This window comes from Lysobacter soli (assembly GCF_009755585.1).
Taxonomy (GTDB): Bacteria; Pseudomonadota; Gammaproteobacteria; order Xanthomonadales; family Xanthomonadaceae; genus Lysobacter_J; species Lysobacter_J soli.
The window spans coordinates 4,017,740-4,030,630 of the sequence record NZ_CP046603.1; the positions used below are offsets into that span (position 1 = coordinate 4,017,740).

Here is a 12,891-nt window from a genome sequence, read left to right on the forward strand (position 1 = left end):
CGTGCCAGGTTCGAAGAGTCGCACGCGAGTGTTTTTTACTGGCGTGCCAGTCTTTCTGGCTGAAGCGCCAGCCGTTTTACCTCGCGCCCCACTCTTTTCGACTCGCGCGCCAGTGACCTGGCCTGATGCGCCAGTGTCTGCGACTCGCGCGCCAGTCTTTCTGGCTGGCGCGGTCGTTCCGGCCCGTCGAACTGGAATGGAGTTTGCACAATCTGTCCTTTCGGGCCTAGGATCGGCGCGCGGGCCAGGCGGTGTGGGGACACCGTCGGCGATGCGGTCCGCGAACGCTCCCAGCGGGCGTGTGCGCTGGCACTGCGGTTCGAGGGGAAATCGATGGGGACGTTGAATCCGTACCAGCCGCCTGTGTCGCGGCTGAGCGAAGCGCTGTCCGCGGAACTCGGTGGCGACTGCTGGCGCGACGGCAAGGACCTGGTCGTCCGGCCGGGCTGCACGCTGCCGGGCCGGTGCATCAAGTGCAACGAGCCGGCGGAACTGCCGCTGCGACATGCGCGCTTCTACTGGCACCACCCGGCGCTGTACCTGGTGGTGTTTGCCGGCCTGCTGCTCTACCTCGTCATCGCGTTGTTCGTGCGTCGCCGCACGCCGGTGACGCTGGGCCTGTGCGCGCGCCACCTGCGGCGGCGGCGCGCCAACCTCGCCGTGGCGTCGGTGGGCGCGACGCTGGGCCTGGGCGTCATCGCGATGGGCGTGCAACGCGACGTGTTGCCGGTGACCTTCGCGGGCATCGCGTTGATGCTGGCGAGCCTGATGTTCGGCATTGTCGGCTCCCGCCTGCTGGTGGTGACGCGTATCGGCGAGAACTACACACGCTTCCGCGGCGCCGGCGCGGACTTCCTGGCAACGCTGCCGGCGTTTTATCGGACGCGGTAGGGCTGCCGCCGGCGGCCCTCACCCCCAACCCCTCTCCCGCAGGCGGGAGAGGGGCTGAAGCGCACGCGTCGTTATTCCGGTGACGGCTGGAATCCACTTTTCTTCTGCGCGTGACGCGCCGAGCAACAGCGCAGCGCTGTGCGGCAAAGGTCGTTCGCCGTTGACGCTTCGTTGCCCCTCACCCCAACCCCTCTCCCGATGGGAGAGGGGTTAAAACGAGCGCTGTGCGGCAAAGGTCGTTTGCCGTTGACGTTTCGTTGCCCAACCCCTCTCAGCTCTGCACTCCCTTCGCTCGCCCATGGGAGAGGGGCTAAAGCGCACGCGGCGTCATTCCGGCGAAAGCTGGAAACCATTTGCCGTTGCTGTTGCTGTTGCTGTTGCTGTTGCTGTTGAACAGCTTATTCGTCGCTAGCCCCGTAGGGCGCCGCACAGGATGTGCGGCGGTGAGCGCTGAGCCATGGATGGCGAATCGCGAACGCGCCTACTCGCTTTCCGGTCGTGGGATTGATCTGGGCAAATGGAAGGCCCTTTCTTTTGGTTACTTTTCTTTGGGCAAGCAAAGAAAAGTGACCCGAGCGCCGCAGGCGATCGGAAGCTTGGATCGTGATTCTTCTTTAGCTCATAAGCGTTGAAAGGAAAGCGTGGAAAGTCCCTGAATTCCTGCCTTCGCGGGAATGACGAGCAAGAGCAACAGCGACGGCAGCGGCAGCGGAAAGATCAAGATGGATTCCAGCTTTCGCTGGAATGACGGTGAGGTGGGTCACCGACCCGAGAGTGCCCGCACGTTACGAGCCTGGGTCCCGGCTTTCGCCGGGATGACGGTGGGAGCGAAGCCAGCCGTCGCTGGAAAGACGCTCATGCGGTCGCGAATCGACACCCGCGGCGAACGTCGCCACGAAGCACACCGCGGCGCCCATCACTCCCGCAGCCGCGGCACTCCATGCGCGTCGCGCTCCTCCACCACCGCTTGGTCGAAGATCGTCTGCCGCATGTCGCGCCCCGGCAGCGGCTGTGTCGCTTCGCCGCGCGCGGCGCGCAATGCGTTGGCGTAGCAATGGCGGGCGAGCTTCTCCTCGCCAGACGCCGCGAAGCCATCGCCGAGTTCCTCCCACGCCTCGCTGTTGCCGCCCTGCGCCAGCGCGCGATGCAGGTATTGCTCCGCCTGCGGCCACTGGCCGTGCGCGCGCGACAGGCGCGCCAGCGTAAGCAGCAGCGCGGGGCTCGCCGGATGCGCGGGCAACCAGCGTTCCGCCGTGGCGCGGCGTTGTTCGAATCGGTTTACCGGCAACCGTCCGTACAACGCGGCGAGCGATTCGTCCCACTGTGCGTCCAGCGCCTGCTCGATGCTTTTCGACGCCGCTTCGTCCCAGCGCATTGCCGCGGCGCGCTCGGCATAGGCGGCCACGGCGGCGGGATCGTTGCGAAGCGGCTTGGGCAAGGCCTCCCAGCGATCGGCGAGCACGTTCGCATCGGCCGCCTCGCGCAACGACGCGGCGGCCCACTGCGCTTCCAGCGTGCCGAGGCGCTCGTTCGACAATGCCTGCTGCTGGCGCAGCGCGCCGAGCGTGCCGTAGGCCTCGCCACTGCGGCCGAGCAACGCCAGCGCTTCGCCGCGCAGCACGAGCCCGCGCGGCGGCAACGGCGTCGCCGACGGCGCATCGAGGATCGACAGCGCCTCGCTCGCACGGCCCTGCGCCAGCGCGAATTCGGCTTCGGCAATCGCGCGCGAGGCCGGGTTGGCCGTGCCGATCGCGGTCAGGTGCACACGCGCCGCGGTTTCGTCGCCGCGCGCCATCGCCGCACGTGCCGCGCCGATGCGACCGACGGCCAATGCGTCGGGTTCCTGCGCGGCCTGCTCCAGCAGTTTTTCCGCGCGCGTCCATTCGCCGCGATGCACGGCGTCGACGCCGTCGATCAATCGCGCGCGCGACTGCTTGCGCCGATGGCGGCGCATCGCAACGAACGGCAGCGTCGCCAGTTTCCACAGCAGCCACAACACGGCGAGCACGACGACCAGCAGCGCGATCGCCTTGGGAACATTCGTCGTGTAGTCGTTGCCGCCGTAGCGCACGAGCACGTAGCCCGGATCGAGCACCAGCAACTGCGCGACCAGCGCGCCGACCAGCGCCAGGACGATCCAGAACAGCACGTTGCGGAACAGGTTCATGGGCGGCTCCTCGTCGCGGGGTCGTCGATGTGTTCGTGCGTGCCGGGCCATCCGGCTCTGCGCGCGGGCGAGGTTGCGATCAACCCGCGGCGCGCAACTGGCGCAGCTGCTGCAGTGTGCTGCCCAGCGTCGGAAGCGTGAGTGAAAGCTCGCGGCCCGCGATCTCGCGCAGCTTCGCGCGCTGCTGGTCGAGCATCGGCGACGGCGGCCACAGTCGCGTCATCCAGCCTTCGGCGCGTTGCAGCGCCTTGCGGAAACCGGCTTCGTCGCGACGTTCGGCGGCGGCACGCGCCAGCGAGATTTCCAGCTGCAAGCCCGACGCCGCGGCGATGCGATCGGCGGGCTGCACGGCGACGGTGCGGTCGCTCGGCTGCACGTCGATCAGCGTCGCGAACGCGCGGCGCCACCACGGCGCGTCGGACGGCAACGTGGACTGCGCTTCGACCGGCGCGGTGCTGATCGTCTGCGCGAACGCATCCAGTTCGGCCATCGCACGCACGCGCGGTTCGACGCCGAGGGCATCGACACCCGCGCGTTCCTGCTGCAGCGTCTGGCGCAGGCTCAGGTACGCCGGATCGTCGATGCCGTCGAGCACGTTGCCCGCAAGCACGTAGGCACGACGCGCGCCTTCCAGGTCGCCGGCGATCAGCAGGCGTTGCTGCGCCATGTTGAGCAGCAGCTCGGCTTCGTCCAGGCGCAGCGCCTGTTCGCCGTGGCGGTTGGGATCGGCGAGCTTCGACACGGTGTCCTCGATCAGCGACGAACGCTGGCCGATACCGAGCACTTCATCGCGCAACACGCGATTGGTCGCGTCGGCCTGCTGCAGTCGCTGCAGCTGCGAGCGCTGGTCGCGACGGATCGAATCGATGCGACCTTCTACCGCGTCCAGGCGCTGGCCGGCATCGAGCTGCTGCTCGCGGTCGCGCTCGTTGCGCGCCTGCCACTGCGTCCATCCCCATGCGCCGGCGATGACGGCGAGCACGACGACGATCAGCCACGCGATCCAGCCCCGCGAGCGGCGGGCGGGCGGCGGGGTCGGGGCGGGAGGGGACACGGTCGACACGGCTGACTCGGCAAAGCGCGGAGGGCGCCATGCTACCGGATGGCGACGCGCGTCACTCCGCGGGCGTGCCGGCCGCCGCAGCGACGAGGTCGGCTGGACGCGCGCTGTGCGCGATGACCACGTCGGTGAAGCCGTGCGTACGTGCGATGTCGGCCAGACGCTCGCTCGCGGCGATGACCTGCGCGCGGCGCAGACGATCGAGCAATGGCTCGGGAAGCGCATCGACGACGAGCTGCAGCGCTTCGGCGCTGGAGAGCGCGAGCTTCGCCGGCGCGTCCAGTTCGGCCAGACGGGCGAGCGAGCGCGGGGAGGGCGCGACGGCAATGCGTTCGTACACGTCGGCGCGGATCACCCGTGCACCACGCGCTTCGAGTGCGGGAACCAGCACGCCGCGTCCACCGGGCGCGGTGATGAAGCCGACCGTTTGCCCGGTCAGTTCCGCCAGTCCGGGCAGCGACAACAGCCCTTCGCTGTCCATGCGACGCGGCGCTTCCACATCGGCGACACCCGCGCGGCGAAGCGCGATCGCCGTGCCTTCGCCGACCGCGAACCAGCGCTGCGCGGGCAGCGCGCGCAACGGTTGCAGGCGTCGCGCGGCACGCACCGCGACGGGACTGGTGACGACCACGCGCGGTGCGGCCAACGCTTCGTGCAATCGTTCTCGTGTGGTTTCGTCGTCGCGCAGATGGAGGCGCCAAGGCGAGATCGCGATCAAACCCGCACCCGCGGAAGCGGCCGCAGCGCGCATCGGCGCATGCTCGCCGCGTGCGCGCAGCGAGATCACGTACCATCCGGGCGTCGCGGGAGCAGGCATCGCACCAGCATAGCCGTCCCGCGCGTCCCCATTTCCGGCCCTCGCATGACTTCCGATCCACGCGCCCTGCATCCGTACGCCGACGCACTCGCCCGCCTGCATCACCATTACCAGTCGATGCCGCCGGTGGCGGCGATGGACGTGTCGGTCGCCGATTACGACGGCTACCGCCTGCGCCTGCACGCGCCGCTGTCCACGCACGTCAACGACAAGGGCTGCGCGTTCGGCGGCAGCCTGGCGTCGATGATGACGCTGGCGTCCTGGGGCCTGGTGTCGCTGCACGTCGAGGAAGCGGGGCTGGAGGCCGAGGTGTTCGTCGCCGACAGCCAGATCCGCTACCTCGCGCCGCTGTTCGCCGACCTGGACGTCGAAGCCGAACTGGCGCCGGAGGCCGCATGGCCCGGCTTCATCGCCACGCTGCGCGAACGCGGCCGGGCGCGCATCGGCCTGGTCGCCCGCGCGAAGCTGCCCGACGGCGGAATCGCGACGGAGTTCACCGCCCGCTATGTCGCCATCGCCAAGCCGCGCGCGACGGGCGCGATCAGCGGCTAGCATGGGCGCTCGAATCGAGGGGAACGCGATGCGCCTGACCAAGACCCTGCTGCTGGCCGTGCTGGCGCTGCTGCTCGTGGCCACCGCGCCCGCCTTCGCCCGCGGAAAGATGGACCAGCTGCAGGCCAACCAGTACGCATGGTCGGGCGCGATCCGCTGGGGCGACTTCGAGGGTGCGCTGAGCCTGATCGAACCGGGCTACCGCGAGGCACACCCCGTGTCGGACCTGGAGCTCAAGCGCTACGAGCAGGTCCAGATCACCGCCTATCGCGAGCGCAACAGCTCGGCCGACAAGAAGGGCGGCATCGCGCTGCGCGACATCGAGATCGGCGTGGTCAACCGCCACACGCAGGCCGAACGCACGGTCCGCTACCGCGAGGAATGGCGCTGGGACGAGGCGTCCAAGAACTGGTGGCTCGTGTCCGGCATGCCGGACCTGTGGGATGGCGAGTAGCAAAACGCGCGGTTTTGCGCCGCCGTCGCCACTGGGCGACAATCCCGGCCCCGTTTCCTGCGCCGTGATGCCGTGACTTTCCAAGACCTGCTGGCCTTCGCCGAGCGCCACCTCTACCTCTCGCTCGGCCTCGTCGGCCTGACGGTGGCGATCCTCTACACCGAAGTCGCGCGCCTGTTCCGCGGCTACAAGGCGCTGCGCCCGGCCGAGCTGACGGGCCTGATGAACCGCGAGAACGCGCTGGTGGTCGACCTGTCGGCCAGTGCCGACTTCGAGAAGGGCCACATCGCCGGCAGCAAGTCGGTGCAGCCCAGCCAGTTCGATCCGGAGAGCAAGCTGCTCGCCGGCGCGAAGGAACTTCCGGTGGTGGTCGTCTGCCGCAACGGCCAGGGCTCGGCCGATGCCGCCAAGCGCCTGAAGAAGGCCGGCTTCAAGCACGTGTACTGGCTCGACGGCGGCATCGGCGCCTGGCAGGCGGCCGACCTGCCGCTGGTGAAGGGTCGCGCCTGACGCGCGATTCTTGCCGCGCTCGGCGGGGTTGATCGCCGTCGCGCACGCCCCAACACCGTCCTTGGGGACCGGCCTTGGTGGCTCGTCGGGGCGCCTTCGCCCACGCATTCTGAACAGCCGGGCACGTCGTGAACGCGTGCCATAATCGACCACTTACCGCTATTTCAACGCTTGGAGCACGAGAGATGTCCGAAGAAAACGTCAACGGCAATGCCGCGTCCGCCGAAACGAACGGCCCGGCGTTCACCGTCGAGAAGATCTACGTCAAGGACGTCTCCTTCGAGGTTCCGGGCGGTCCGGCGATCTTCAACGAGCAGGCCCAGCCGCAGCTCCAGATGAACCTCAACCAGAGCGTGCAGCGTCTCAACGACAACGCCTTCGAAGTCGTCCTGGGCATCACGCTGACCTGCTCGGCCAACGAGAAGACGCTGTACGTCGCCGAAGTGAAGCAGGCCGGCGTGTTCGGCCTGGCCGGCTTCGACGCGCAGACGCTGGACGCGATGCTCGGCACGCACTGCCCGAACGTCCTGTACCCGTACACCCGCCAGCTGATCAGCGACCTCATCCAGGCCGGCGGCTTCCCGCCGTTCTACCTCCAGCCGATCAACTTCGACGCGCTCTACGCCGAAGGCCTCCGCCAGCGCGCCGCGCAGCAGCAGTCGGGTCTGGCCGACGCCGAGACCGCCGGCAACGCCTGATCGCGCCGCGGCATGGAAGCGAACGCACTTCCTAACGTCGCGGTGCTCGGCGCGGGCTCCTGGGGCACCGCCCTGGCAGCCCTGATCGCACGGCACGGTCACCCGACCGTGCTGTGGGGTCGCGATGCCGACGGCATCGAGGCCATCGAAACCCGCCACGAGAACCCGCGCTACCTCCCCGGCATCCCGCTGCCGGCGTCGCTGCGCGCGACCACCGATCTCGAGCATTCGCTGAAGGGGGCCGACTTCGTCCTCGTCGTCGTGCCCTCGCACGCCTTCGCCGAAACGCTGCGCAAGCTCGCCCCGCATCGCCCGGCGCACGCCGGCGTGGCATGGGCGACGAAGGGCTTCGAGCCGGGCAGCGGCCGGTTCCTGCATGAAGTCGCCGAAGAGGTGCTCGGTCCCGACGTGCCGCTGGCCGTCGTGACGGGCCCGTCGTTCGCGAAGGAAGTGGCGCAGGGCTTGCCGACCGCACTGACCGTGCACGGCAACGACGCCCCGTTCGCTCAGGCCGTCGCCGACGCGCTGCACGGTCCGGCGTTCCGCGCCTACACCGGCAACGACATGCTCGGCGCCGAACTCGGCGGCGCGATGAAGAACGTCCTCGCGGTCGCCACCGGCGTCGCCGACGGCATGCAGCTCGGCCTCAACGCGCGCGCGGGGCTGATCACGCGCGGGCTCAACGAAATGCTTCGCCTCAATCACGCCATTGGCGGCAAGGCCGAGACGCTGATGGGCCTGGCGGGCCTGGGCGACCTGGTGCTCACGTGTACGGGCGATCTTTCGCGCAACCGTCGCCTGGGCCTCGCGCTCGGCCGCGGCCAGTCGATCGAGGACGCCGTGCGCGAGATCGGGCAGGTGGTCGAATCGGTGCAGACGGCCGACGAGGTCATGCGCCAGGCGGAGCGCCACGGCATCGAACTGCCGATCTCCAGCGCGGTGCAATGCGTGCTGCATGGCGACCTGACGCCGGCCGAGGGCCTGAAGCTCCTGCTCTCGCGCGAACAGAAACCGGAATACCCGCGCAACCTGTTCGGCTGAGCGTTCCGGATGTCCAAAAGAGAAAACCCGGCCGAGGCCGGGTTTTTTGTTTCCCGCGTGATCGCTTCGTCAGAAGCTCGCGCGCACGCCCACGCCGAACATCGACGTGTCGCCACCGCCTTCGGCTTCGGCCACCAGGCCCCACGTCTGCGTGAGCTTGTACTGCACGCCGGCGCTGGCGCTGAAGGCGCCGTCGTAGAGATCGCCGTCGGTGTAGTTGCCCTTCACCCACAGCTCGACGTTGTCGGCGATGAGGTGGCGCACGCCCACGGCGATGCGGACATCGTCGCCTTCGTCCGCGCCTTCCTCGTCGTCCTTGACGTCGATCTTCGTGCGAAGCCAGCTCAGTTCGGCGACCAGGTCGGTGCGATCGCGCAGGTCGTGGTGCCAGCCGGCGCCGAGTACGCCCTGCGACATGTCGATGCCCGCGCTGCCGATTTCACCGCCGCCCATCGGCAGCGAGACGCTGACGTCGTCGTCGCCCTTGCGGTAGGCGCCGAACAGATGGATGGACGGCGCGATCTCCGCCGAACCGGCCACGTAGAAGCCGCCGGCCTCGATGTCGTCGATTTCGAATCCTGCCGGCGCCGGCAGTTCCTGATTGAGTTGCGCGTACCCGGCTTCCAGGTACGTGTAGCTGTGTCCGCCGGCGAGCGCGGCGAACGGCGCGGCCGCCAGCGCGGTCGCGAGTGCAAGTTGCTTCTTCATCCGATCCCCAAAAAAAGGCGCGTGCAAACCAGGCCGCACTTTGGCACGAAAGCGCCCGCGCGGCATGAGGCGGGCATCGCAAACGAAAGACCCGGCCGGAGTCGGGTCTTTGGTGGTTGCGTTGCAGCGCGGTCAGAAGCTCGCGCGCACGCCGACCATGTAGCGGGACAGGTCGTCGAACACTTCCACTTCGCCCACCAGACCCCAGGTCTGGTTGAACTTGTACTGGCCGCCGACGCCGCCGACGAAGTTGCCGTTGAAGTCGCTCGCATCGAGGTAGCCGATCTTCGCCCAGCCTTCGACCTGCTCGTTGCCGCCACGGATGCCGACCGAGGCGCGGCCGCCGTTGACGTGCCAACGGTCGGTGAAGGTGCCTTCGTCGTCGTGGACCTTGAAGTCTTCTTCCATGCGGAAATAGGCCAGCTCGCCGATGAAGTCCACGCGCTCGCCCATGGCCGAGTGGAAGCCCACGCCGATTTCGCTGATCGTCAGCTCGTCGTCGACCTTTGCTTCGTACGGATCCGGCAGGCCGATGTCGAGGCTGACGTTGTCGCTGTCTTCGCCACTGGCGTAGCTGCCGAACAGGTAAACCGACTTGCTCACGCCAAACGAACCGCGCAGATAGCCGCCGTCGGCGTCGAAGTCGCCCAGAATTTCGTCGTCGTGATCGATGCGGGCCTGGTTGTAGCCGCCTTCGATGTAGGTGTAGCTGACACCGTTGTCCGCAGCGGAGGCGACGAACGGCGCGGCCGCCAGCATGGCAGCCAGAACAAAACGCTTCTTCATGAGTCCCCTGATCCTTTTGGTATTGGTCCCTGACCGCCATTGCAGCGGCCGGCGCACCATATCGTGAAGAAATCGTTAATACAAGGGTGCCTGTAGTCACAAAAAGAAGCCCGGCGTGGGCCGGGCTTCCAATCACGACATGGGGGAGAGAGAACGCTGTCGTGTAACTCGTTGTCCGCCAGTGGCGGGATCGGACGCTGCGATCAGAAGCTGATGCGCGGGCCGACGAAGTACTCGGTGTAGCCGTCGACGAACTTCACTTCGCCGTTGATGCCCCAGGTCTGGTTGAACTTCACCTGCGCACCGACGCGGCCGTAGAACTCGCCGTCGACGCCCTGGTCGTAGTCCTCGTAACCGGCCAGCGCGAAGGCTTCGATGTTCGGGGTCAGGCCCGCGCGCACGCCGGCTTCCACGCTCCAGCCGTCCAGGTCGATGGCATCGAACTCGGCCTTCTCGTAGGCAACGCGGGTGAGCAGGTCGACGCTGGAGTTGATCTCGTGGTTGTAGCCCACGCCCAGGCGCCAGCGGTCCAGGTCGCCGAAGTTGTGGTCGAACTCCTGGCTGCTGTAATTGCCGAAAAGGTGGAAGTTCGGCGCGATGGCGCCGGAACCACCGACCGACCAGCCATCCGAATCCGGCGTGTCGTTGAAGCCGCCGATGGTGTCGGTGCTGGTGCCGACGTAGCCGCCTTCGATGTAGTTGTACGAGACGTTGTCGGCAGCCGACGCGGCGAACGGCAGCGCGGCGAGCAGGGTCAGGGCAAGCAGGGAACGCTTCATAAGGTCTCAGCCTCTTTATTAGGTGTCCGGCGCCGGTTTGGGGGGAAACGCGAGTGGCGCCGGTGCCGTGGAGTATCCGGAGCTAACCGAAATTTAACCTGAATACTGTACTGGAAGGTGCAGGAACTTCATCGAAACGTGACGGTCCCCCGCCGCGATCGTGGGCACGCCACCATAGTTGGGCACCATTTGTCAGAACTATGGTGGCGGCGCAGCGGCGGAACTTTGGTGACAATCTATTGCCAGCCGGCGGTGAAGGTCACCCCATTTCAGATAGCCATTGCCCCCAGTTGCACCTGCTCCGCAAACGACACCGAGTCGTTCAGATGGCTGTGGTTGAATTGATGCCCAGCGTTAGTCTGAATAACATCGCTCCAGTACGAAGCACGGAGCGCGCAGGGATGCAACAGGAAGACGGCGGCGTCGGGCGACAGGTAGCAATTGGGATTCTGGCTTCGGCGCTACGCCGAGTATGCGAAATGCCGATCGCAGGCCTGGTAGCTAGGTTGAAGGCGATCCACGCTTCGGAAGCCCAAGCGAGAACCTCAAAGCCGAAGGTGGTTGGTGAGTGGCAGAGACTGAAAGAAGTTCACATTCGGAACTTCAAGACAATTGATGAAGCAACGATCCCTCTTGGAGCCGTAACCATCTTGGTTGGGCCAAATAGCTCCGGGAAGACATCGGTTCTTCAGGCTGCTCATTGGGCGGCACGGGCCGCTAGCTACATCTCGCCCAAGAACACTAAGGAAGTAATCGCGTTCGACCGAATAGACTACCTGCCGTCGAGTCGCCCTCTGTCGACTGGATACTTCAGTGACCTTGGCTCAGGAGTCTCGCAGCCCCATTCGGCAGTCTCATTCGTTCACGACACTTCAGGGATCACACCGCCCCCACGCGCGACGATAAAGATTTGGGCTGCGCGAAATCGCGGCGCGATATCAGCGCACATCGAGGGCGGATCGGCAGTGACGCCATTCAAGCAGCGCAGTCACTTGATCACCGCCTACATTCCTGGCCTCGCCGGTCTGGCGGAACGGGAGACAATCCTGGCACAACCGCTCATGCGGCGACACGCAGCAAGTGGTGATGCAGGAGGAGTACTCCGAAATGTTCTCTACAACCTTGCGAGCCGGCAGGGGGACGAGGAGCCTGGAGCGCCCGGAGGGCGCCTAAGGCGCCTCAATGAGCTCCTTGCAACGATCCACCCGGGATTCTCTGTCCAAGTGTCCTTCGACGAGCGGGAGGACATCCACATCAATGCCACGTACATGAGGGATGGCGTCGACAATGGCCCAAAGCCACTTGAAGATCTCGCCACCGGAATCCTTCAAGTGCTGCAAATCTTCGCGTACCTCATTCTTTTTCGGCCGCGACTACTCCTCGTAGATGAGCCAGATGCACACCTTCACCCCGACAAGCAAGAGAGGCTAATTGAAGCTCTAGAGGCCGCTTCCGAGGAGTTTGGCGCACAGGTTGTACTTACTACGCATAGCCAGCACGTAGTTCGAGCAGCGTCCCCGTCGGTTCAGCTCGTTTGGATGAAGGAAGGTCGAGTTGTTTCTGACGAAGAAAGGGGGATCCGTACCTTGATGGGATGGGGGGCGCTTGATAAGAGCGCGATCTTCTTTGTCGAAGATGAAGATGACACAGCAATACGCTCAATCCTCCGCCAATGGCCAAGCATCGCCCGCCAAATATCCGTCTGCCGGTGCTTCGGTGTAGACAACCTGCCTAGGAAGCCGTTGGTCGATGGGTTCGTCAGAGAGGGCGACATCCAACTGAGCATGATCCTCCACCGCGACCGGGATTTCATGACGGAAGCGGAGTCAGGGAAATGGGTGGCCCAGTATGCTTCGTCGTTCGCGTGGGTTACGCGACATGTTGATGTGGAGGCCTACTTTTGCCAGCCGGAGTATCTTGCTGAACTTTACAAGGTCTCCGAATCCACGGCGAAAAGCTGGGTTGTGGAAGCGGCAGCATCCATCGGTGGGGCGAAGAAGCTATTCATGGAGAAGCGTCGAGTCATCAATCGCCTTCTGTACCCTGATGGCGGAAGCCCGAATAGCGACGAGCTTTGGTTGCATTTGGGAGAGCAAGGGCCGCACTCAGTCTTAGGGAAGGGTCTCTTAAAGGCTATCAAGGTCATCGTCAGGCGCGAACACAAGGACGATCGCAAGCTCGGGAACTTTGCTATTCCAGATTCAATTGAGGTCGCGCCAGACCTCCGGGAAGTCCTCGAAAGGTCATTGCAGCGACAAGCGGCTACCGGGTAAGCCGAGCGGCAGCAGCTCGCAGCGACGCTTGAGGAGGGCTGCGATGACGCGCTGTACGCTGCTAGGATTGTCGCCGAATGCCACGGAACGGGAATTGACGTTGAATCGGTGCCCCTCGAGTACTCTCGCAATCATTCCGCAAGCAGAGAACGACT

At 65.9% G+C, this 12,891-nt stretch carries 14 protein-coding genes and 1 pseudogene; 9 read left to right on the forward strand and 6 right to left on the reverse strand.

All coding sequences use genetic code 11. The annotated features are described in order from the left end of the window. Positions 1-333: 333 nt before the first annotated feature. Positions 334-891 carry a hypothetical protein gene (locus GOY17_RS18240; RefSeq protein ID WP_157031428.1) on the forward strand — a complete coding sequence of 186 codons (558 nt, stop codon included), beginning with the start codon at positions 334-336 and terminating at the stop codon, positions 889-891. Between the two features lie 353 nt (positions 892-1,244). Next, on the forward strand, positions 1,245-1,523 hold the full coding sequence (locus tag GOY17_RS18245) for a hypothetical protein (protein WP_157031429.1): 279 nt from the start codon (positions 1,245-1,247) through the stop codon (positions 1,521-1,523). 284 nt (positions 1,524-1,807) lie between these two features. On the opposite strand, the gene GOY17_RS18250 is transcribed toward GOY17_RS18245, so the two are convergent. The 3 genes from GOY17_RS18250 to GOY17_RS18260 form a co-directional block, all read right to left on the reverse strand. Next, positions 1,808-3,058 carry a heme biosynthesis protein HemY gene (locus GOY17_RS18250; protein WP_157031430.1) on the reverse strand — a complete coding sequence of 417 codons (1,251 nt, stop codon included), beginning with the start codon at positions 3,056-3,058 and terminating at the stop codon, positions 1,808-1,810. Between the two features lie 79 nt (positions 3,059-3,137). Next, positions 3,138-4,112, reverse strand: coding sequence for a uroporphyrinogen-III C-methyltransferase (locus GOY17_RS18255; protein ID WP_157031431.1), 975 nt, complete (start codon positions 4,110-4,112; stop codon positions 3,138-3,140). 61 nt (positions 4,113-4,173) lie between these two features. Next, positions 4,174-4,905, reverse strand: coding sequence for a uroporphyrinogen-III synthase (locus tag GOY17_RS18260; protein WP_232338481.1), 732 nt, complete (start codon positions 4,903-4,905; stop codon positions 4,174-4,176). A gap of 75 nt (positions 4,906-4,980) precedes the next feature. Between GOY17_RS18260 and GOY17_RS18265 the strand changes: the two genes are divergently transcribed. The 5 genes from GOY17_RS18265 to GOY17_RS18285 all read left to right on the forward strand — a co-directional run bounded on the left by GOY17_RS18265 (position 4,981) and on the right by GOY17_RS18285 (position 8,190). Further along, positions 4,981-5,487: a YiiD C-terminal domain-containing protein gene (locus tag GOY17_RS18265; RefSeq protein ID WP_157031433.1), complete on the forward strand. Its 507-nt coding sequence runs from the start codon at positions 4,981-4,983 to the stop codon at positions 5,485-5,487. A 28-nt stretch (positions 5,488-5,515) separates the two neighbouring features. After that, a complete protein-coding gene (locus GOY17_RS18270; RefSeq protein ID WP_115843277.1) occupies positions 5,516-5,941 on the forward strand; it encodes a hypothetical protein in 426 nt (141 codons plus the stop codon). Positions 5,942-6,013: 72 nt separating this feature from the next. After that, complete coding sequence (locus GOY17_RS18275) at positions 6,014-6,451, forward strand: rhodanese-like domain-containing protein (protein WP_115843274.1); 438 nt, start codon at positions 6,014-6,016, stop codon at positions 6,449-6,451. 185 nt (positions 6,452-6,636) lie between these two features. Next, entirely contained in the window at positions 6,637-7,149 is a 513-nt protein-coding gene (gene secB, locus GOY17_RS18280) for a protein-export chaperone SecB (protein ID WP_115843272.1), read from the forward strand. Positions 7,150-7,161: 12 nt separating this feature from the next. Further along, on the forward strand, positions 7,162-8,190 hold the full coding sequence (locus GOY17_RS18285) for an NAD(P)H-dependent glycerol-3-phosphate dehydrogenase (protein WP_157031435.1): 1,029 nt from the start codon (positions 7,162-7,164) through the stop codon (positions 8,188-8,190). Between the two features lie 69 nt (positions 8,191-8,259). Here the strand turns inward: GOY17_RS18285 and GOY17_RS18290 are convergent, their stop codons facing one another. The 3 genes from GOY17_RS18290 to GOY17_RS18300 form a co-directional block, all read right to left on the reverse strand. Continuing rightward, positions 8,260-8,898 carry an outer membrane beta-barrel protein gene (locus GOY17_RS18290; RefSeq protein ID WP_157031437.1) on the reverse strand — a complete coding sequence of 213 codons (639 nt, stop codon included), beginning with the start codon at positions 8,896-8,898 and terminating at the stop codon, positions 8,260-8,262. A gap of 132 nt (positions 8,899-9,030) precedes the next feature. Then, the gene (locus tag GOY17_RS18295; protein WP_157031439.1) at positions 9,031-9,684 is read right to left on the reverse strand and encodes a hypothetical protein; all 654 of its coding nucleotides are present in this window, start codon (positions 9,682-9,684) and stop codon (positions 9,031-9,033) included. 203 nt (positions 9,685-9,887) lie between these two features. Beyond that, the gene (locus GOY17_RS18300; protein ID WP_115843263.1) at positions 9,888-10,463 is read right to left on the reverse strand and encodes an outer membrane beta-barrel protein; all 576 of its coding nucleotides are present in this window, start codon (positions 10,461-10,463) and stop codon (positions 9,888-9,890) included. A 479-nt stretch (positions 10,464-10,942) separates the two neighbouring features. On the opposite strand from GOY17_RS18300, the pseudogene GOY17_RS19165 reads away from it, so the two are divergent. Then, positions 10,943-11,119, forward strand: a pseudogene (locus GOY17_RS19165) (hypothetical protein); the annotation flags it as partial. Positions 11,120-11,455: 336 nt separating this feature from the next. Then, on the forward strand, positions 11,456-12,736 hold the full coding sequence (locus GOY17_RS18305; RefSeq protein WP_232338482.1) for an ATP-dependent nuclease: 1,281 nt from the start codon (positions 11,456-11,458) through the stop codon (positions 12,734-12,736). Positions 12,737-12,891: the final 155 nt, after the last annotated feature.